This is a genomic window from Pseudonocardia sp. (assembly GCF_025965585.1).
GTDB lineage: Bacteria > Actinomycetota > Actinomycetes > Mycobacteriales > Pseudonocardiaceae > Pseudonocardia.
In genome coordinates this window covers 32,584-52,413 of the sequence record NZ_JAOPWR010000428.1, presented here as the reverse complement: position 1 = coordinate 52,413, position 19,830 = coordinate 32,584, and the positions used below count along the sequence as shown (strand labels likewise).

Annotated in this window: 20 protein-coding genes and 1 pseudogene; 14 read left to right on the top strand and 7 right to left on the bottom strand. The window is 73.2% G+C overall.

From position 1 onward, the window contains the following. Nucleotides 1–261 precede the first annotated feature (261 nt). Both JWR81_RS26450 and JWR81_RS26445 read left to right on the top strand, forming a co-directional pair. Entirely contained in the window at nt 262–1,173 is a 912-nt protein-coding gene (locus JWR81_RS26450) for a hypothetical protein (RefSeq protein WP_297658732.1), read from the top strand. Nucleotides 1,174–1,344: 171 nt separating this feature from the next. Beyond that, nucleotides 1,345–2,742, top strand: a complete 1,398-nt coding sequence (locus tag JWR81_RS26445) for a glycine--tRNA ligase (RefSeq protein ID WP_297658730.1) — start codon at nt 1,345–1,347, stop codon at nt 2,740–2,742. 42 nt (nt 2,743–2,784) lie between these two features. Here JWR81_RS26445 and JWR81_RS26440 read toward each other — a convergent pair whose 3' ends face one another. The 4 genes from JWR81_RS26440 to JWR81_RS26425 form a co-directional block, all read right to left on the bottom strand. Beyond that, complete coding sequence (locus JWR81_RS26440) at nt 2,785–2,985, bottom strand: hypothetical protein (protein WP_297658728.1); 201 nt, start codon at nt 2,983–2,985, stop codon at nt 2,785–2,787. Between the two features lie 63 nt (nt 2,986–3,048). Then, on the bottom strand, nt 3,049–3,756 hold the full coding sequence (locus JWR81_RS26435) for an alpha/beta hydrolase (protein ID WP_297658726.1): 708 nt from the start codon (nt 3,754–3,756) through the stop codon (nt 3,049–3,051). An 82-nt stretch (nt 3,757–3,838) separates the two neighbouring features. Beyond that, nucleotides 3,839–4,834, bottom strand: a complete 996-nt coding sequence (locus tag JWR81_RS26430) for a hemolysin family protein (RefSeq protein WP_297658724.1) — start codon at nt 4,832–4,834, stop codon at nt 3,839–3,841. Beyond that, on the bottom strand, nt 4,831–6,195 hold the full coding sequence (locus JWR81_RS26425; RefSeq protein ID WP_297658722.1) for a hemolysin family protein: 1,365 nt from the start codon (nt 6,193–6,195) through the stop codon (nt 4,831–4,833). Before JWR81_RS26425 ends, JWR81_RS26430 begins: the two co-directional genes overlap by 4 nt. A gap of 237 nt (nt 6,196–6,432) precedes the next feature. Between JWR81_RS26425 and JWR81_RS26420 the strand changes: the two genes are divergently transcribed. Genes JWR81_RS26420 through JWR81_RS26390 form a run of 7 tightly spaced genes read left to right on the top strand, consistent with a single transcriptional unit; the run spans nt 6,433 to nt 12,055 of the window. Beyond that, on the top strand, nt 6,433–7,557 hold the full coding sequence (locus JWR81_RS26420; protein ID WP_297658720.1) for a sensor histidine kinase: 1,125 nt from the start codon (nt 6,433–6,435) through the stop codon (nt 7,555–7,557). A gap of 13 nt (nt 7,558–7,570) precedes the next feature. After that, entirely contained in the window at nt 7,571–8,176 is a 606-nt protein-coding gene (locus JWR81_RS26415) for a response regulator (RefSeq protein WP_297658718.1), read from the top strand. A 22-nt stretch (nt 8,177–8,198) separates the two neighbouring features. Further along, nucleotides 8,199–9,227, top strand: a complete 1,029-nt coding sequence (locus JWR81_RS26410; RefSeq protein WP_297658716.1) for an XdhC family protein — start codon at nt 8,199–8,201, stop codon at nt 9,225–9,227. Next, nucleotides 9,224–9,976, top strand: coding sequence for a YdcF family protein (locus JWR81_RS26405; protein ID WP_297658714.1), 753 nt, complete (start codon nt 9,224–9,226; stop codon nt 9,974–9,976). Before JWR81_RS26410 ends, JWR81_RS26405 begins: the two co-directional genes overlap by 4 nt. Then, entirely contained in the window at nt 9,973–11,220 is a 1,248-nt protein-coding gene (locus JWR81_RS26400; protein ID WP_297658712.1) for a deoxyguanosinetriphosphate triphosphohydrolase, read from the top strand. Before JWR81_RS26405 ends, JWR81_RS26400 begins: the two co-directional genes overlap by 4 nt. Nucleotides 11,221–11,225: 5 nt before the next feature. Beyond that, nucleotides 11,226–11,393 carry a sigma factor gene (locus JWR81_RS26395; RefSeq protein WP_297658710.1) on the top strand — a complete coding sequence of 56 codons (168 nt, stop codon included), beginning with the start codon at nt 11,226–11,228 and terminating at the stop codon, nt 11,391–11,393. 53 nt (nt 11,394–11,446) lie between these two features. Then, a complete protein-coding gene (locus tag JWR81_RS26390) occupies nt 11,447–12,055 on the top strand; it encodes a DUF4232 domain-containing protein (protein WP_297658708.1) in 609 nt (202 codons plus the stop codon). A 7-nt stretch (nt 12,056–12,062) separates the two neighbouring features. Here JWR81_RS26390 and JWR81_RS26385 read toward each other — a convergent pair whose 3' ends face one another. Both JWR81_RS26385 and JWR81_RS26380 read right to left on the bottom strand, forming a co-directional pair. Further along, on the bottom strand, nt 12,063–12,503 hold the full coding sequence (locus JWR81_RS26385) for a MerR family transcriptional regulator (RefSeq protein WP_297658706.1): 441 nt from the start codon (nt 12,501–12,503) through the stop codon (nt 12,063–12,065). 40 nt (nt 12,504–12,543) lie between these two features. Beyond that, nucleotides 12,544–13,245 carry an HNH endonuclease family protein gene (locus JWR81_RS26380; protein ID WP_297658704.1) on the bottom strand — a complete coding sequence of 234 codons (702 nt, stop codon included), beginning with the start codon at nt 13,243–13,245 and terminating at the stop codon, nt 12,544–12,546. A gap of 171 nt (nt 13,246–13,416) precedes the next feature. On the opposite strand from JWR81_RS26380, the gene JWR81_RS26375 reads away from it, so the two are divergent. Next, entirely contained in the window at nt 13,417–14,355 is a 939-nt protein-coding gene (locus JWR81_RS26375) for a DMT family transporter (protein WP_297658702.1), read from the top strand. Here JWR81_RS26375 and acs read toward each other — a convergent pair. Further along, a pseudogene (gene acs / locus JWR81_RS26370) lies at nt 14,321–16,251 on the bottom strand (acetate--CoA ligase). The gene JWR81_RS26375 and the pseudogene acs overlap by 35 nt on opposite strands. 133 nt (nt 16,252–16,384) lie before the next feature. Here acs and JWR81_RS26365 point away from each other — a divergent pair. Genes JWR81_RS26365 through JWR81_RS26350 form a run of 4 tightly spaced genes read left to right on the top strand, consistent with a single transcriptional unit; the run spans nt 16,385 to nt 19,822 of the window. Further along, nucleotides 16,385–16,570, top strand: a complete 186-nt coding sequence (locus JWR81_RS26365; RefSeq protein ID WP_297658700.1) for a hypothetical protein — start codon at nt 16,385–16,387, stop codon at nt 16,568–16,570. 26 nt (nt 16,571–16,596) lie between these two features. Continuing rightward, a complete protein-coding gene (gene dnaG / locus JWR81_RS26360) occupies nt 16,597–18,468 on the top strand; it encodes a DNA primase (RefSeq protein ID WP_297658698.1) in 1,872 nt (623 codons plus the stop codon). Beyond that, nucleotides 18,465–19,016, top strand: a complete 552-nt coding sequence (locus JWR81_RS26355; RefSeq protein ID WP_297658696.1) for a hypothetical protein — start codon at nt 18,465–18,467, stop codon at nt 19,014–19,016. The genes dnaG and JWR81_RS26355 overlap by 4 nt, the downstream gene beginning before the upstream one ends. 26 nt (nt 19,017–19,042) lie before the next feature. After that, nucleotides 19,043–19,822: a trans-aconitate 2-methyltransferase gene (locus tag JWR81_RS26350; protein WP_297658694.1), complete on the top strand. Its 780-nt coding sequence runs from the start codon at nt 19,043–19,045 to the stop codon at nt 19,820–19,822. Nucleotides 19,823–19,830 lie beyond the last annotated feature (8 nt).

Genomic DNA, 19,830 nt, shown 5'->3' with positions numbered 1-19,830 from the left:
GGTGCGCGAGCACGTGGTGCCGCTGCTGTCGGAGGCGGAGCCGGACACGAGCACGTACGAGACGCTGGTGGAAGCCAGGAACGGGGAGGCGACGGAGCACCCGAGCCTCCTGGCCTGAGCCCATCCCGATCTGCGCGCGATTTTGCGTCCTCGCACCCTCCGTGGAGGGTGCGAGGACGCAAAACGGCGCGCGGATCAGGGTTGTCCACAGGTTCGCTCATTCGGCCGCGAGCGATGGGGGCGGGCGGCAGGCTCGTCGTCGTGGAGAACAGTCCTTCCGAGATCGGGCTCCGGCCGCTTCTGCTGGCCTCCGGGGTCACCGACGACGAGCTGCGTCAACTCCGGGCGTCCGAGTCGCTGACGACGCTGCGTCCCGGCGCGTACCTGCCGGCCGATGATCCGCGGCTCGAGGACGTGTTCGCGAGACACGTTCTCCTCGTCCGCGCGACGGTGCGCAAGGTCGCCCCGGATGCGGTGGCCAGCCACGCCTCGGCAGCGGTGCTGCACGGACTCCCGCTGTGGCGCACGGCGCTGGACCGTGTCCACGTCACCAAGGATCGTCGCTCGGGCGGACGACGTACCTCACTGCTGCATGTGCACGTCGCGGCCCTCGACGGCGACGAGATCGTGGAGGTCGACGGAGTCGCCGTCACCTCGGTGGCCCGGACCGTCGCAGATCTCGCCCGCTCGGAGTCGTTCGAACAGGCGCTGGTCCCGGCGGACGCAGCACTGCATCGCCATCTCGTCGTGCCCGACGATCTCACCGACGCCGTCGGGCGCGGTGCGCATCGGAGCGGCACGCCGCGGGCTCGGCGGGTGATCGCCTTCGCGGACGCGGGATCGATGAGTCCCGGCGAGACCTTGAGCAGGCTGGCCATCCACCGCGCCGGTCTGCCGCCGCCCGTGCTGCAGTACGAGATACCGGGCACCGGGGCGGAGGTCGACTTCTGGTGGCCGATGTTCCGCACCGCCGGTGAGTTCGACGGGTTGGCGAAGTACGGGCGGCTGCTTGCGCCAGAACAGACGGCAGCGGATGCCGTCGTCGCGGAGAAGATCCGTGAGGACCGGGTCCGTGACGAGCAGGTCGGTGTGGTCCGCTGGACGTGGGACGAGCTGCCGCCGAGGTTCGCACCGGTCGTCGCCCGGATCCGCGCGTCCTTCGACCGAGCCTGAGGCCGATCCGCGCGCGATTTCGCGTCCTCGCACCCTCCGTGGACGGTGCGAGGACGCAAAACGGCGCGCAGATGGGGTGGGCGCCCCGACCCCCGGCCGCCACCGTTCAGGGGCGCTGCGCACCTCGCTACTCTGGAGTCATCCGCATGTCCCTTCCGTTCTGGAGTGTCCGTGGCCAGCAAGCCGTCATCCGCCAAGATCGAGACCATCGTCGCGCTCGCGAAGCGCCGTGGATTCGTCTTCGCCTCGGGGGAGATCTACGGCGGTACGCGCTCCGCGTGGGACTACGGCCCTCTGGGCGTCGAGCTCAAGGAGAACATCAAGCGGCAGTGGTGGAAGTCGATGGTCACCGGCCGCGAGGACGTCGTGGGCCTCGACTCCTCGGTGATCCTGCCCCGCCAGGTGTGGGTCGCCTCAGGCCACGTCGGCGTGTTCAACGACCCTCTGGTCGAGTGCCTCTCGTGCCACAAGCGCTTCCGCGCCGACCAGCTCGCCGAGGAGTACGTCGAGCGCACCGGCAAGCTCGCCACCGAGGACGACCTCTCCGACGTCCCGTGCCCCAACTGCGGCACCCGTGGCCAGTACACCGCGCCGCAGGACTTCAACATGATGCTGGAGACGCACCTCGGCCCGGTGAAGTCCGACGAGGGCCTGGCCTACCTGCGGCCCGAGACGGCGCAGGGCATCTTCGTCAACTTCCTCAACGTGCAGACCACGTCGCGCAAGAAGCCGCCGTTCGGCATCGGCCAGATGGGCAAGAGCTTCCGCAACGAGATCACGCCCGGCAACTTCATCTTCCGCACGCGCGAGTTCGAGCAGATGGAGATGGAGTACTTCGTCGAGCCCGGCACCGACGAGGAGCTGCACCAGTACTGGATCGACGAGCGCACCCGCTGGTACACCGACCTGGGGATCGCGCCCGAGAACCTGCGGCAGTACGAGCACCCCAAGGAGAAGCTGTCGCACTATTCCAAGCGCACGGTGGACATCGAGTACAAGTTCAACTTCACCGGCCAGGAGTGGGGCGAGCTCGAGGGCATCGCCAACCGCACCGACTTCGACCTGACGACGCACAGCAACCACTCGGGCGTCGACCTGTCGTTCTACGACCAGGCCAGCGGCACCCGGTACCGCCCGTACGTGATCGAGCCGGCGGCGGGCGTGGGCCGGTCGATGATGGCGTTCCTCATCGAGGCCTACACCGAGGACGAGGCGCCCAACGCCAAGGGCGGCGTCGACACCCGCGTGGTGCTGCGGCTGGACCGCCGCCTCGCCCCCGTCAAGGCCGCGGTGCTCCCGCTGAGCCGCAACGCCGATCTCTCGCCGAAGGCGCGCGACCTCGCCGCGCAGCTGCGGAAGAACTGGAACATCGAGTTCGACGACGCCGGCGCCATCGGCCGCCGCTACCGCCGCCAGGACGAGATCGGCACCCCGTTCTGCATCACGGTCGACTTCGACACGCTGAACGACGAGGCCGTCACCATCCGCGAGCGTGACTCCATGGCGCAGGAGCGGGTGGCGCTGGACCAGGTCGAGGGCTACCTCGCCGCGCGGCTCATCGGCTCCTGACGGCGCGGGGCGGTTCGGTCGGACCGCCCCCGGCCCCGTTCGTCAGGACCGGTAGGCCAGCAGCTGAACGCCCAGCTCGGCCTCGGCCCGCTGCAGGTCGGCCACCTGGTCCTCGGTCAGCGGGGCGTACGGCGTCTCGGGCGCGTACGCCACCAGCGGCACGCCCAGCTGCTCCTCGAGCGCACGCACCTTCGCGAGCGCGCTGTCGTCCAGATCGGCGGGACGCAGGGTCGGGGGACTCATGGCATCTCCCTGGGTGCGGCATCTCCCTGGGTGTTACGGAGGTGCAGCGGAGCGTAGCGCTGATCATCCGGCCGCGCGCGCCAGCTCCGCCCGCAGGATCCCGGCCAGTGCCGCCGGGTGCGACAGGAACGGCGAGTGCGAACTCGCCATCCGCAGGACGTTCTTCGCGCGCCGGGACATGGCCTCCTGCGCGGCCACGGGGATCGCCCGGTCCTGCTCGCAGATCACGTAGGTGCTCGGCACGGTGTGCCACGCGGCGGTCGTGAGCGGCTGGCCGAGCGCGGTGAGGGACTGGTGGCCCAGCCTCCCGATCGACGTTGCGGTGGTGATGACGTCGACGTCGGCGTAGAAGATCTCGGCGGGGCGCAGTGCGTCGACGTAGCCCTCGTCCGGGTGCAGGTCCCACCAGTCCGGCGGCTCGCCGCCGACGGTGCTGGCCAGCGAGTCCCCGACGTCGAGCTGGAACGCGCACAGGTAGACGAGCCCGACGACGTTGCCGAGGTCGGCGACGCCCTCGGTGGCCGGCGCCCCGCCGTAGGAGTGGGCGCAGACCACCACCGGTCCGTCGATCCCCGCCGCCACCTCGCGGATCGCCGTCGCGTCGGCGTGGAGGTCGCCCAGGCGCGCCGGGTCGGGTCCCACCGACGGCAGGTCGACGGTGCGGGTCGGGACGTCGTCGAGCTCGGCGACGAGGCGCTCCCATACCCACGGCCCGTGCCACGCGCCGTGGACGAGGACGAGCGTCAGGCCGGACGGGCACTGTGGCGTCATCGCTGACCTCCAGGAGTCGGTGGCGCAGTGAAACGGGGCGCCACCGACCCTCACAAGCCTGCTTCCGGATGGTGGAAAAGAACTAGACGGCGGCAGGCAGCAGCCGGTCCAAGAGGTCCTGCATGGTGACGAGCCCGAGCAGTTCGTCACCGTCGGCCACGAGCGCGAGGTGGTTACGCCCGTCCCGCATGGCCCCGAGCGCGTCGTGCAGGGGGGTCTCCGCCTGCAGCGTCGGCACCGGGCGCATCAGGTCGGCGGCGGTGCCGGCCTGCGCCGTGAGGGCGTCGCGGACGTGCACGACACCCACCGGGAGGCCGTCCGGCCCCGTGACGAGCAGCCGAAGGTGGCTGCTCTCCCGGGACGCCGCGCGGATGTCGGCCGTGCTCGCGCCGGCCGGCACCGCGGCCACCTCGGCGCGGCGCCGGACGACCTCGCGCAACGGGAGCATGTCGAGGTCCAGCGCGGTGACGAGCCGGTCGTGGCGCTCGGCGTCGAGGGCGCCCGTCACGGCGGAGTGCTCGACGAGGTCACGCAGGTCGTCGGGGTTGCGGCCCTCGCCGACCTGGTCCACGGCCTCGGCGCCCACGCGGTGCAGGCACCAGTTGGCCAGGCCGTTGAGGCCGACCAGCAGCGGCCGGGTGACCACCATGAACGCGCGCATCGGGAGCGCGAGCAGCGTGGCCGAGCGCTCGGGATGCGCGATGGCCCACGACTTCGGGGCCATCTCGCCCACGACGAGGTGCAGGAACGTCACGATGAGCAGTGACAGCACGAACGACAGCACGCCCGCCGCGGTCTCGCCCAGCCCGCCGAACAGCGGCGCGAGGAGCACCTCCACCGCAGGCTTGCCGAGCGCGCCGAGCCCCAGCGTGCACAGCGTGATGCCGAGCTGGGAGCCGGCGAGCAGCATGGAGAGGTCCTTGGCGCTCTTCAGCGCCGCACGGGCCGACGCGCTGGACGCGGCGACCTCCTCCAGCCGGTAGCGGCGGGCCGCGACGAGCGCGAACTCCGCGGCCACGAAGAACGCGCTGAGCGCGATCAGGACCACCGAGATGACGATGGCGACGCCGGTGCTCACGCCTCCACCTCCGCGTCCACGCGGGCCCAGGCGAGCAGGACCGTGGACGGTACCCGGCGCCCGACATCGCAGACGGTGATCTCGAGGTGCCGCGGCGGGCCGTCCTCCTCCTCGGGCTCGAGCACGAGCGCCACGGTGTCGCCGACCTCGGGCAGCCGCTGCAGCAGGTCGATGACCAGGCCGCCGACGGTCTGGTAGTCGCCGTCCTCGTCGGGCAGGTCGGCGTCGATGAGCCGCTCCACGTCGTCGATGTGCATCGCGCCGTCGACGGTCCACTCGCCGTCACCGATCCGAGGACGGTCGACGCCCGCCGGGTCGTGCTCATCGGTGATCTCGCCGACGAGCTCCTCGGCGATGTCCTCCATCGTGATGACGCCGGCCAGGCCGCCGTACTCGTCGACGACGCAGGCGAACTCGTCGTCGGCCTCGCGCAGCGCCGCCAGCACGGCGGGCAACGGCAGCGACGCCGGCACCAGCACGGGCGGGCGCGCGGCATCGGCGACGCGGATCGCGGACAGGTCCTGGCCTTCGAGCGCCAGCACGTCGCGCAGGCAGATGACGCCCACGACGTCGTCGGCGCCGGAACCGAGCACGGGCAGCCGGGAGTGGCCCGACGCCATGATCGTGACCAGCTCGGCCACCGTGGCGTCCGCGGGGATCGAGGCCACGCGCGGGCGGGGGATCATCGCGGCACGCGCGGAGCGGTCGGTGAAGTCCAGGACGCGGTCGAGCAGTGTGGAGAGCTCCTCGTCGAGGTCACCGCTGTCGCGGGACTCGTCGATGATCGCCTCCAGGTCGCGCGGCGTGGCGGAGTGCTCCACGTCGTGCACCGGCTCGATGCGCAGGGCCTTGAGCAGCAGGTTCGACGCGGCGTCGAACAGCTTGATCAGCCAGCCGAAGAGCTTGAGGTAGACGGTGGTGGACAGCGCCAACGCGCGGGCCACCGGCTCGGGCCGGGCGATCGCGAGGTTCTTGGGGAACAGCTCGCCGAACACCATCTGGACGACGGTGGCGAGCAGCAGGGCCAGCACCGTGCCGCTCGCGATGCCGACACCGGTGGGCACGCCGACGCCGCCCAGCAGCGAGCCGAGGCCCGCGCCGATCAGGGGCTCGGCGACGTAGCCGACGAGCAGGCCGGTGACGGTGATGCCGAGCTGGGCACCGGAGAGCATGAAGGAGGTGCGGTCGGTGACGTCGAGGGCGCGGCGGGCGCCGGTGTCGCCGGCCCCGGCACGGGCACGCAGGCGCGCCCGGTCGACGGCCATGTAGCCGAACTCCTGGGCGACGAAGTAGCCCGTCAGCGCGGTGATCGCGACGACGACGAGCACGCCGGCCAGGACGGTGAGGATGTCGATGATCATGAGGCGGCCTTCGCGGGCCGCAGGGACCGCCCTGCGAGGGCGGTGCCGGTACTACCTGACGGGTCCATGGATCCTGTCTCGTGAGGGGCCCCTACGTGCGGGCCTGCCAACAGTGCAACGCCGGCATCCCGGCCGGAGGTTCCCGATCCGGGCGCTGATCACATCATGTCGGCGCGCTGATCGGCAGCTGACATTCGTCATGGTTACTCATCCGTGAACGGCTCTACCGTGAGCGTCATGACCGCGGCCGTGCGCGACCCCTCCCGGCTGACCGCCCGCAAGTGGTACCTCATGTCCGCCGGGTGGACCCTCGTCCTCATCCCGTGGGTGATCGTGGCGGTCACCTCCGACCGTCCGTGGCCCGTGCGCGTGCTGCTCGCCGCTGTGGTGCTGGCCTACGCCGCCTGCTACATCTGGGGCGTCTACGCGGCGATGATGCGCTACGGCCGCCGGTTCACCGTGGGCCTGCTCGTCGGGATGGTCGTGCTCTGGCTCGCCCTGGTGGTGGGCATCGACGGCGCGGGGTCGGGGGCGCTCTACACCGTCAGCTTCGCGGTGGTGGCGATCATCGCGCTGGTGCCGCCGCCGCACGGGGCGGTCACGGCCGCCGTCGTCTGCGCGGCGGGGATCGCGGGGGTCTGGCTCCGGACCGGGACCTTCGACCTCGGACAGGTGATCACGATGGCGGCGATCATCCTGGCGATGACCGGCATGTTCGGGCTGATCCGCGCCAACACCGCGCTGCGCGACGCCCGCGAGGAGCTGGCGACCCTGGCCGTCACCGCCGAGCGCGAGCGGATGGCCCGCGATCTGCACGACGTGCTCGGCCACAGCCTCACCACGATCACCGTCAAGGCCGGTCTGGCGCGGCGCCTGCTGGAGTCGGGTGACGCCGAGCGGGCCGCCGACGAGGTCACCGACATGGAGCGTCTCGGCCGCCAGGCGCTGGCCGAGGTGCGGTCCACCGTCTCGGCGAACCGGGTGGCGTCGCTCGCCCGGGAGATCGCCGTCGCCGGGGAGGCGCTGCGGGCCGCGGAGATCGAGGCCGACCTGCCCGTCGCGGTCGACGACGTGCCGCCCGAGCGGCAGCAGGCCTTCGCGCACGTCGTGCGGGAGGGCGTCACCAACGCGATCCGGCACAGCGGGGCGAGCCGGTGCACGGTGCGGCTCACGCCGACATCGGTCGAGGTGTGCGACGACGGCGTCGGTAGTCCGGCGGACACGCCCGCGGGCAACGGGATCAGCGGCCTCACCGAGCGCCTCGCGGCGATCGGCGGCTGGGTCGACGCCGGTCCGCTCCCGGGCGGCGGCTACCGGCTGCGCGCGGAGTGCCTGCCCTCGCGCAAGCGGGCGCGCACGTGATCGGCGCCGTTCGGTGATCAGGGTCCTGCTCGCCGACGACCAGGCGCTGGTGCGCGGTGCGCTCGCCGCGATGCTCGGGCTCGAGCACGACATCGAGGTCGTCGCGCAGGTCGGCTCCGGCGCCGACGTCGTCCCGGCAGCCACGGCGAGCATGCCGGACGTGGCGCTCCTCGACGTCCAGATGCCCGGCGGCGACGGCCTGGACGCCGCAGCCGCGCTGAAGAAGGCCCTGCCGGCCTGCCGCGTCGTCATCCTCACCACGTTCGGCAGACCCGGCTACCTCGCGCGGGCCATGCGGGCGGGGGCGTCCGGGTTCGTGGTGAAGGACGCGCCGCCCGAGCAGCTCGTGGACGCCGTGCGGCGGGTGCACGCGGGGCTGCGGGTGGTGGACCCGACGCTCGCCGCCGAGTCGCTCTCCAGCGGCACGAGCCCGCTCACCGGGCGCGAGCACGACGTGCTGCTGGCCGCCCGCGACGGCGCAACGGTCGCCGACGTCGCGAGCCGTCTGCACCTGTCGGAGGGCACGGTGCGCAACCACCTCTCGGCGGCCATCGGCAAGACCGCGGCCCGCACCCGCGCCGAGGCGGTCCGGGTGGCCGATGAGCGCGGCTGGCTGTAGAACGGCCGCTACGCTGAGCCGCGTGACACAGGTGCAGGAGCAGGACGCCAACACCCGTCTGCGCGAGCTGGGGGCGGCCCTGCGCCGGCTCTCCGGTGACGGGCTCGGTGTGGTCCGGGTGCTGGACCGGCACGGGTTCGGCACCGTCGAGAGCGGACAGCTCCTCGCGGGCACCGCGTCAGGTGCCCTCGCCGGGGTCCTCTACCGCGGCGCGCTGGACGACGCCGCGGTGCCGCTCGCGGCCGCCTCGGCCACCGAGCCGCAGACCCGCAACGCCCATGTCGGCGAGCCCGCCGCCCTCGCCGCGGGCCTGGCCTGCTCCGGCGGGGCCACGCTGCTGGGCCACCCGCTCCCCGCCGCGCCCGCGGAGGCGCTCGGCGCCGCGCTGGAGCACGGCACGCCCGCGGCGCTCGTGTCCACCGCCGACGGTGCGTCGGCGCTGGTGCTCAGCGGCACCGAGCTGGCCGACGTCGTGGGCTCGCTGGGCTCCGCCGCCCTCGACGACGCCGCCACCGCGGCCGCACGGAAGCTGCTCCGCCGCGGCGCCACCGTCACCGAGCGCGTCGCCGTGGAGGACGGGCCGGAGCTGCTGCTGGACCTCTGGATCCCGGTGCCGTCGGTGCTGATCGTCGGGTCCGGGGCGATCGGTGAGGCGCTGCGGGCACAGGCCGCGCTGCTGGGCTGGTCGACCAGCCGGGAGAGCGAGCTCGACGCCACGGTGGCGGCCGTGTCCGCGTTCTCCGACGCCGACGTGCTCGTGCTGCTCGACCACGCGCCGAAGTTCGACACCGCCCTGATCGCCGGCCTGCGCGGCCGTGGCTTCATCGGGGCGCTCGGCTCGCGCCACACCCAGTCGACGCGGCGCGAGCGGTTGCGCGCCGCGGGCCTCACCGAGGACGAGCTGGCCGGCCTGTACGGGCCCGTCGGGCTCGACCTGGGGGCCCGCACCCCGGCCGAGACGGCCGTGTCGGTCGTCGCCCAGGTCATCGCCGCCCGCGCCGGGCGTGCCGGCACCGCGCTCGCCGCCGCCGAGGGCCGGATCGGCGGATGACTCATGGGCCGCTCTCCGAGGTGCCCACGGAGCCGCTGCGCGGCCCCCGTGGGTCGCTGCGCGATCGGTCCCAGCGGCGTGCGCCCGAACCCCCGACCGTCGCCCTCGCCGCCCCCGTGCCGGGCCGTCGCCGCAGCTGGCTCACCCGCGTGGTGCTCGGCGTGGTGCTCGTCGCGTTGTTCGTGCTGGGTGGCACCGCGTTCCGCGTGTGGCAGGTGGCGCGGATCGACGACCGGCGACCCGTCGACGCCGTCGTGGTCCTGGGAGCCGCCCAGTACGACGGCGAGCCCAGCTCGATCTTCGCCGCCCGGCTGCGCCACGCCGAGCAGCTCTACGCCGACAAGATGGCGCCGCGCATCGTCACCACCGGCGGCGGGCGCGTCGGCGACGCCTACACCGAGGCCGAGGCCGGGCGCCGCTACCTGATCAGCCGCGGCGTCCCCGCCGCCGCCGTCGTCGCGGTGCCGGTCGGCTCCGACACGCTGCTCAGCCTGCAGGCCGTGGCCGCGCGCGCGAAGCAGGACGGCTGGAGCACCGCGCTGCTGGTCAGCGACCCGTGGCACTTGCTGCGCGCCCGCCAGATGGCGCGCGACAGCGGACTGGAGGCGTGGACGTCTCCGACGCGGTCGGGGCCCGTCGTCCAGACGCGCGAGACGCAGGTGCGCTACATCGTCCGCGAGACCGGCGCGATGCTCTACTACCGGCTCACCCACTCCTCCGTCGACACCGAGACCACGGGACTCGGGTGACGTACTCCGACCACGACCGCGAGCGTCAGGTCCCTGAGGCGCCGAAGGCCACCGGACGCCCGGAACGGCGCAGCCCGTTCTCCCGCGACCGCGCGCGGGTGCTGCACTCCGCCGCGCTGCGCCGCCTCGCGGGCAAGACGCAGGTGGTGGGCCCCGGGGAGGGCGCGGAGATCAGCGGCGCGCCGCGAACCCGGCTGACGCACTCGCTCGAGGTGGCCCAGATCGGCCGCGGCATCGCCGAGGACCTCGGCTGCGACCCGGACGTCGTCGACACCGCCGGGCTCGCCCACGACATCGGCCACCCGCCGTTCGGGCACAACGGCGAGCGCGCACTCGACGAGTTCGGGTCCGCGCACGGCGTCGAGGGCGGGTTCGAGGGCAATGCCCAGACGCTGCGCATCCTCACCCGGCTCGAACCCAAGATCAGCGGGAGCGGCCTCAACCTCACCCGCGCCAGCCTCGACGCGTCCTGCAAGTACCCCTGGGTGCGCCGACCGGGCGACCGCAAGTACGGCGCCTACGCCTGCGACGCGGAGCTGTTCGCCTGGGTCCGCGACGGCGCGCCCGAGAGCAGGCGCTGCCTCGAGTCGCAGGTCATGGACTGGGCCGACGACGTCGCCTACTCCGTGCACGACGTGGAGGACGGCATTCTCGCCGGCCGCATCGACCTGGCGGCGCTGGGCTCGCCGTCGGAGCAGGCGGTGCTGGTGGAGCTGGCCGCGCGGCACTTCGGCGGGGACCGCGGCGCGCTGGCCGAGGCCGGTGACGTCCTGCTCGCGCTGCCCGTGGTCGACGCGGTGCGCGGGTTCACCGCGGCCACGGCGCCGTCGTCCGGGCATGCGGCGCTCAAGCGGCTGACCAGCGAGCTCGTCGGACGGTTCGTGGTGGCGGCCACCGACGCCACCCGCGACGCCCACGGCGACGGCCCGCTCACCCGCTACGCCGCCGACCTCCTCGTGCCGCCCGGCGCGGGTGCGGAGGTGGCGCTGCTCAAGGCCGTGGCGCTGCGGTACGTGATGAGCGACCCCGACCGGCTCGCGATGCAGGCCCGCCAGCGTGAGCTGCTCACCGAGCTGGCCGCCGCGCTGCTGGCGAAGGCCCCCGACGCGCTCGACCCGGTGTTCGCCGAGTCGTGGGCCGAGGCCCCGGACGACGACGGCAGGCTCCGCGTCGTGCTCGACCAGGTCTCGATGCTCACCGACCAGCAGGCCGTGGCGCGCCACCGGGCGATGACCGGTCGCTGACCGCGATGACGCCGGATGCGGTGGTGGCCTTCGCGGAGCAGTGCCCGCGGCTGCTCGGCATCGCCTGCCGGATGCCTGGCTCGACCCACGACGCCGAGGACGCCGTGCAGGACACGTGGCCGCGCTGGCGCGTCCGGCGGCGCGCCGGTGAGCGTGGCGGCGGCGATGCGTGACCACGATCCGCGCTACCGTTCCGGCACCAGTTGATCTACGGAGAGGGGCGGACATGCGCGGGCGGTACACGGGGGTGGGCGTGCTCTGCGCGGTGGCCACGACCATGACGCTGACCGCGTGCGGTGGGGCAGCCGCGCCGGCGACGGGGGCGCCGGTGTCGTCGGCCGCGACCACAACGGCTACCACCGCCGAGAGCGGCGCCGGCCCGGCCGCCCGGTGCACCGCCGCCGAGCTCGGCGTCCGCCTGGGGAAGAAGGGCCCGGAGACCAGCCCGGGCCAGGAGACGGTCGCGCTGGTCTTCACGAACACCTCGGGCCGGGCCTGCGTGGCGTCCGGGGTGCCCGGCGTCGACCTGCAGGGGCCGCCGGACCCGAACGGCCCGACGTACTCCGTGCCCCGTCCCGGCGCCGGCGCCGCGCAGCGGAGCTACACCCTGGACCCCGGCGCGAGCGCCACCGCCACGCTCACCTACCTCACCGACACTCCCGGCTCGATCGGGTCGCAGGGGTCCACGGGCTGGAAGCCCACGCAGGTCGTCACCACCCCGCCCGGCGACACGGCGCAGCTCACCGCCGCATGGACACTCGGCGACACCGTCCTGCGGCAGGACGAGGCCACCCACCCGGGCACGTTCGTGGGCCCACTCACCGCGGTCCGGTAGCCGGGCGTCACGGGGCGCAGCTGCCGCCGTACATGTCGATCTTGTGCTCGATGGTCTTCAGGGCGAACTGCAGCTCGGCCAGCTGCGTGCGGACGGCCTCGCGGTGTGCCTGCAGCATCGCCAGCCGCTCGTCCACGGTCGCCTCGCCCGCGCCCGTCAGCTCCACGTAGCGGATCAGCTCGCGGATCGGCATGCCCGTCATCCGCAGCCGGGTGAGGAACACGACGCGGGAGAAGTCGGCGGCGGAGTAGATCCGGTAGCCGGACGCATCGCGGGCGACGGCGCCGAGGAGCCCGATCCGCTCGTAGTAGCGCAGGGTGTGGGCGCTGACACCGGTGCGCTCGGCCATCTCCGCGATGTTCAGCGCGCCGTCGATCTCCGGCGCCGCGGCGTCCTGCCTGCGCAGCCGGTCGAGGGCGAGGTCCACCGGGTCCACCATGACGGTCATGGACCGACGGTAGGCCTTCGAGCGCGCTCGAAGGCAAGCCTCAGGTGTGCGCGGCCACGGTCGAATCGGCCGGGAGCTTCTGAGCGGGGCAGGTCGCGAGGATCCCGGCGATCGCGTCGTGCTCGGCCTTCGTCACCCACAGGCCGTACTTGGTCTTCACCGCCACCTGCCGGGCCACGTAGGAGCACCGGTAGGACTTCACCGGCGGCAGCCAGGTCGCGGCGTCACCGTCGCCCTTGGACTGGTTGGTCGGGCCGTCGACGGCGAGCAGGTTGAGCGGGTCGTTGCCCAGCTGCTTACGGGTGTCGGCACTGAGTTTCTGGGCGCCCTTCTGCCAGGCGTCCGACAGCGCGACGACATGGTCGATCTGCACCGCCTCGCTCGTGCCCTGGCCGCGGGTGAAGGAGATGGTCTTGCCCGTGTACGGATCCTTGAGCGTGCCGGTGAGGACCACGCAGTTGTGCGTGCCGGCCTTGAAGGTCTCCTTGGTCATGTCCCGGGCGAGCACGTCGTCACGCTGGTCACAGCCGTTGTGGTCGATGTCGGACCAGGCGGCCCCGAACTGGTCGCGCGTGTACCCGGTCTTGGGGGCGCGGCCCTTCACCGGGAGCTTCGCGAGCGCGGCCGCGGCGTCCCCGGCGGTGACGGCCACGGGTGCCGCGGCCGGGGCCGCGGGCATCGGGAACGCGGGGACCACCAGCGTCGGCAGGGTCGAGCATCCCGTGAGGGCGACGGTCCCCACCATCGAGATGATCAATCCCGCCGTCGCGAGGAGCCGTCCCGTTCGCCTGCCGTCGTGCCGCACCGGGAGATCATGCCGGGCCGCGACGCGGGGGCGGGGGAGGCGCGCGGCGGATGTGGCGACCCGCACCTCGCTTTGACACGTCCGTTAGCAATGCGAACAGTAGGGGTCATGCGCAGCCGTCTCGACCGCGCCGTCGTCCCCCTGCTCAGTGTGGTGTTCGTGCCCCTGTGGGCGTCGGGGTTCATCGCCGGCAAACTCGCCACCCAGCGGATGGACGTACTGACCACCCTGATGTGGCGGTTCATCATCGCCGCGGTGGTCATGGGGGCGGTCGCCGTGGTCACGCGCCCGCCGCTGCCGCGCGGCCGGGCCTGGCTGCACCTGGTGGTCACGGCGCTGCTGCTGCAGGTGGGGCAGTTCTCGGCCGTCTACACGGGGCTCGCGGCCGGGGTGCCCGCCGGACTGTCGAGCCTGGTGCTGGGCATGGCGCCGCTGCTCGTCGGGCTGCTCACACCGCTGCTGCTGTCCGAACGGCTGGGCGCCGCGCCGGTGATCGGCCTGGTGCTCGGGGCGGCGGGCGTCTACGTCGTGCTCAGCGACGAGCTGAGTGGTGCGAAGCTCGGCGCGGCCGTCGTGTTCCCGGTGCTCGGGATGCTCGCGCTGGCGGCGGGCACGCTCTACCAGAAGCGCTTCGGCGCGGGCACGGCGATCAGCATGAGCGTGACCGTGCAGATGCTGACGTCGCTGGCGATCACGCTCGTCGTCATGCCGTTCAGCGGGGCGCAGTGGCTGCCTCCCACCCCCGGGGCGTGGGCCGCGGCCGCATGGCTGGGCGTGTTCAACTCGGCCATCGCGTTCGCGGTGATGTTCGTGCTGCTCCGCCAGGTCGGCACGGTGCACGTCAGCGCGCTGCTCAACCTCGTGCCGGCCACCGTCGCGCTGCTGGCCGTGCCGATCCTCGGCGAGGACCTCACGCTGCAGGCCGTGCTCGGCCTGGCCATCGCCCTGGTCGGCATGTACGTCGGGCTGGGCATGCTCGGGCGACGGCGGCGCCGGGGCGCCGAGCCGGTGCTCAGCGCCTCCGGAAGTCCGCAGCCAGGGCCGTGAACGCGTCCGGGTCCACCAGCGACGTGGTGTCGCCCGGCTCCCGGCCCGCGGTGACGTCCAGCAGCAGCCGGCGCATGATCTTGCCCGAACGGGTCTTGGGCAGCTCGTCCACGACGATCACCTCGCGCGGCCGCGCGACGGGCCCGAGCTCGCGGCCGACGTGGGCGCGCAGCTCCGCGTTCAGGTCCTCGCCCGGCGAGGCCAGGCCCTTCGCGATGACGAACGCGACGACGGCCTGGCCGGTGGTGGCGTCCGGCGCCCCGACGACGCCCGCCTCGGCCACGCGCGGGTGGCTGACCAGCGCGGACTCCAGCTCGATCGAGCTGAGCCGGTGGCCGGACACGTTCATCACGTCGTCGACGCGGCCCTGCAGCCAGACGTAGCCGTCCGCGTCGATCCGCGCCCCGTCGCCTGCGGTGTACCAGCCCTGCTCGCGGAACTTCGCGAAGTAGCTCCTCACGTAGCGGTCCGGGTCGCCCCAGACGGTGCGGGCCATGCCGGGCCACGGCCGGTCGATCACGAGCAGGCCGCCCTCGTCCGGGTCGCAGGTGCGGCCGTGGTCGTCGACCACGCGCACCGAGAGCCCCGGCAGCGGGAACGTGGCCGAACCGGGCTTGAGCGGTGTGACGCCGGGCAGCGGTGCCACCACGGCCGCGCCGGTCTCCGACTGCCACCACGTGTCGACGATCGGGCACCGCCCGCCGCCGATGACGCGGTGGAACCAGCGCCAGGCCTCGGGGTTGATGGCCTCGCCGACGGACCCGAGCAGGCGCAGCGACGAGAGGTCGTGCGCTCCGGGCACGTCCTCGCCCCCCTTCATGTACGTCCGCACCAGCGTGGGCGCGGTGTAGTACACGGTGACGCCGTGCTTGGCGATGATCGCGAAGTGCCGGCCGGGCCCGGGGGTGTCCGGGTGCCCTCGTAGATCACCTGCGTGACGCCGTTGGACAGCGGGCCGTAGACCTCGTAGGTGTGCGCGGTGACCCAGGCGAGGTCCGCGGTGCACCAGTACACGTCGTCGGGCTTGTGGTCGAAGCACGCCCACGCCGTCCACGACGCCTGGGTGAGGTAGCCGCCCATGGTGTGCAGCAGTCCCTTGGGGGTGCCGGTGGTGCCGGACGTGTAGATCAGCATCAGGGGGGTCTCGGCCGGGAAGGCCTCGGCCTCGTGGGTGCTCGGCTGCCCGTCGACGACGTCGTGCCACCAGACGTCGCGGCCGTCGGTCCAGTCGACGTCGCCGCCGGTGCGGCGGATCACGAGCACGTGCTCGATCGACTCGATGCCCTCGACGGCGGCGTCGGCGTTGGGCTTGACCGGCACGGCCTTGCCCCGGCGGTACTGCCCGTCGGTGGTGACGAGCAGCTTCGCCTGCCCGTCGGTCACGCGGAAGCGCAGCGAGCCGGCGGAGAAGCCGCCGAAGACCATCGAGTGCACCGCGCCGATCCGGGCGCAGGCCAGCATCACCACGACCGTCTCGACCAGCACCGGCAGGTAGACGACCACCACGTCCCCCCGGCCCACGCCGAGCTCGGTGAGCGCGTGCGCGCAGCGGGCGACCTCGGTCTGCAGTTGCGCGTAGGTGACCGTGCGCTCGTCGCCCGGCTCGCCCTCCCACAGCAGCGCCGTCTTGTCCCCGAGGCCGTTCTCGACGTGCCGGTCGACGCAGTTGCGGGCCACGTTGAGCGTGCCGTCGGCGAACCAGGTGACGTTCGGGAAGCCGCTGCCGTCGTAGGTCTGTTCGGGCTCGCGGGTCCACTCCAGGCGCCGGGCCTGCCGCGCCCAGAACGCCTCCGGGTCGGCGCGGGCCTGGGCGTAGGCGTCCTCCCGGACGTTCGCGGCGGCGGCGAGGGCGGCGGGCGGGGGGAACGTCTCGTCCTGCGGGCTCACCGCCTCCAGCCTGCCAGCAGACGGCCCGTCGATCGGCGTGAAGACGCTCACCCGGAGCGGCTCGTCCTCATGGCCGGGTGTTCTCAGGCAATCCGTACCTCCGGCCGAGGTGCTGCACGGTTTCGAGGCGGAAGGTGGAGACATGACGATCACGGACATCCTCACGGTCCTCGGTTCAGCGGCCGGCCTGGCGGTGCTGCTGGTGATGGCGCTGGCGCCCGCTCTGCTCGACCTGCCCCAGCGGCCCCGCCCGGAACGGGCGGTGGCGGTGGGGGCGATCCCGGCGCAGCGCACGGCGCCCGCGCAGCGGCCCGTGCACGCCGCCTGACCCGCGCGAGGTTCTAGACTCGGCCCGTGGCAGGGCGGATCCGGGACAGCGACATCGTCGAGGTCCGCGACCGCGCCCGCATCGACGAGGTCGTGGGCGACTACGTGGCCCTGCGGCCAGCCGGTTCCGGCTCGCTGAAGGGGCTGTGCCCGTTCCACGACGAGAAGTCGCCGTCGTTCAACGTGCGGCCCAGCCACGGCACGTTCCACTGCTTCGGGTGCGGCGAGGGCGGCGACGCCATCGCGTTCATCCAGAAGATCGAGGTCGTCGGCTTCGTCGAGGCCGTCGAGCGGCTGGCCGACAAGGTCGGGTTCCAGCTCACCTACGAGGGCGGCGGCAGCTCCGTCCAGCGCGACCGGGGCACCAAGACCCGCCTGCTGGAGGCCAACAAGCGCGCCGCGGAGTTCTACGCCGCTCAGCTGCGCACCCCCGAGGCTGCGCCCGCCGTCCAGTTCCTCACCTCGCGGGGCTTCGACACCGCCGCCGCGGTCCGTTTCGGCTGCGGTTACGCCCCGTCCGGCTGGGACGCCCTCACCAAGCACCTGCTCGCCGCCGGGTTCTCCCTCGACGAGCTGACGAAGGCCGGCCTGTCGCGCGAGGGCAACCGCGGGCCCATCGACCGCTTCCACCGCAGGCTGCTGTGGCCCATCCGCGACCGCGGCGGCGAGGTCGTCGGGTTCGGTGCCCGCCGCCTGTACGACGACGACAAGATCGATGCCAAGTACCTCAACACGGCCGACTCGCCGGTGTACCGCAAGTCCAGCGTGCTGTTCGGGCTCGACCTCGCCAAGCAGGAGATCGTCAAACGCCGCCAGGTGGTCGTGGTCGAGGGCTACACCGACGTGATGGCCATGCACCTCGCCGGCGTGCCGACGGCCGTCGCGTCGTGCGGCACGGCGTTCGGCGCCGAGCACATCTCGGTGATCCGCAGGCTCATCGGTGACGACTCGTTCGACATGGGCGAGGTCATCTACACCTTCGACGGCGACGCGGCCGGGCAGGCGGCCGCGATCAAGGCGTTCGAGGGCGAGCAGACGTTCGCCACACAGACGTTCGTCACGATCGCCCCCGACGGGCAGGACCCTTGCGAGCTTCGCCAGTCCCACGGCGACACGGCCGTCCGCGACCTGGTGGCGCGCCGCGAGCCGATCTACGAGTTCGCGATCCGCTCGATCCTGCGCGAGTACGACCTCGACCGGGCCGAGGGCCGGGTGGCGGCGCTGCAGCGCACGGTGCCGCTGGTGGCGCGCATCAAGCGCGAGGACCTGCGCGACGAGTACGCGCGCCGGCTCGCGGGCTGGACGAGCTGGGACGACATCGCGATGGTCGTGCGCCGGGTGCGCGAGTCGGCCGGAGCGTCGCCCGATGGCAGCAGCCGGTCGCGCCGCGCCCCCGTGCCGCCCCCGCCGAAGGACGATCCCCGCCTGCACGTCCAGCGCGAGGCGCTCAAGGCCGCGCTGCAGGTGCCGTCGGTGGCCGGCCCGAGCTACGACGAGCTGCCCGAGCAGGCGTTCACGCACCCGGCGCTGGCCGGGGTGCACCGGGCGGTGCAGGCGGCCGGCGGGGTGAGCGCGGGGCTGCAGGGGCCGGCCTGGCTGGAGGCCGTCACGCTCGAGTGCACGCCCGACGTCCGACCGCTGGTGTCGGAGCTCGCCGTCGAGCCGATGGAGCTGCCCCGCCGCACCGGGTCGCGCTTCGACGGCGAGGAGGCGCGCTACGTCAGCAGCGTCATCGCCGGGGTGCGGCTCGCGCTCGTGGAGGCGCAGGTGGCGGAGCTCAAGGCGCGGCTGCAGCGCACCAACCCCGTCGAGGACGCCGACGCCTACCATCAGCTCTTCGGCGACCTGGTGCCGCTGGAGCAGTACCGGATCGCGCTGCGCGGGATGGCTGCCCGATGAACCTGTTCAGGAAACTGCTGGGCCGCGACGAGCTTCCCGAGGGCTTCGCCGCGCGCCTCGACCCCGACGAGCACGTGCTCGCCTCGGCCGCGCTCGCCGGCGGCGGGCATCTCGTGGCCACGTCGCGCGGGGTGTGGATCGAGGACGACGGGCCCCGCCGCATCGGCTGGCACCTCGTCAGCAAGGCCACCTGGGGCAACGGCGCGCTCGCGTTCGTCGAGGCGCAGGAGGTCGACGACCTCGGTGGTGCGGTGCTGCTCGCCGACCTCCCCGCGCGACGGCTGCGCCTCGCCGAGCCCGGCCGCGTGCCGCAGGTGGTGCACGAGCGCGTCACGGCGTCGATCAAGAGCCGGCACCACCGCGAGCTGCCGGCCAGCGCTGATGCGCGCTCCGCGGGTGCTACGTGCGGCGGTGCGTGGTTCGTCCAGCGCAAGGTCGCCGGCCGCGACGGGGTGGTGCTGCAGGTGCGTCCCGACCCGGGCACCGACGACGCCGCGGTGCGGCAGGTCGCGAGCGAGTCCGCCCGCAAGCTGGGCTTCTCCCACTAAACAGTACGGGCGTACTGTACGGAGCCATGAGCACCGTCTGGGATCCGGCGCTGTACCTCGACTTCGACGACCACCGCTCCCGGCCGTTCCACGACCTGCTCGCGCGGGTCGGGGCCACGTCCCCGCGGCGCGTGGTGGACCTGGGCTGCGGACCCGGCAACCTGACGGCAGTGCTCGCCGCCCGCTGGCCCGACGCCACCGTGGTCGCGTCGGACTCGTCGGCGGAGATGGTGGCCGCAGCCCGCGAGCGCGGGATCGCCGCCGCGCAGGCCGACGTCGTCGACTGGACACCCGCCCCCGACGACGACGTGGTGATCACCAACGCGGTACTGCAGTGGGTGCCCACCCACCTGGACCTGCTGCCGCGGTGGCTGTCGGCGATGCCGCCAGCGGCCTGGTTCGCGCTGCAGGTGCCGGGCAACTTCGGGGCGCCGTCGCACGTGCTGGTCCGCGAGCTGCTCGAGGAGCCGGCGTGGCGGGGAAAGGTCGGTGTCCGCGGCGGCGACGCGGTGCCCGACCCGGAGGTCTACGCCGAGCTGATGGCGGCCGCGGGCGCGGACGTCGACGTCTGGGAGACGACGTACCTGCAATGCCTCACCGGCACCGACCCCGTGCTGAAGTGGATCAGTGCCACGGCCCTGCGCCCCGTCCGCGACGCGCTGCCCGCCGACGACTACGCGGCCTTCCGATCGGAGCTGGCCCCGCGGCTGCGGGAGGCTTACCCGGCGCGGCCCGACGGCACGACCTGGTTCCCGTTCCGGAGGATCTTCGCGGTGGCCCGCACGCCGAGGCGGGGACGGGCATGACGCCGACG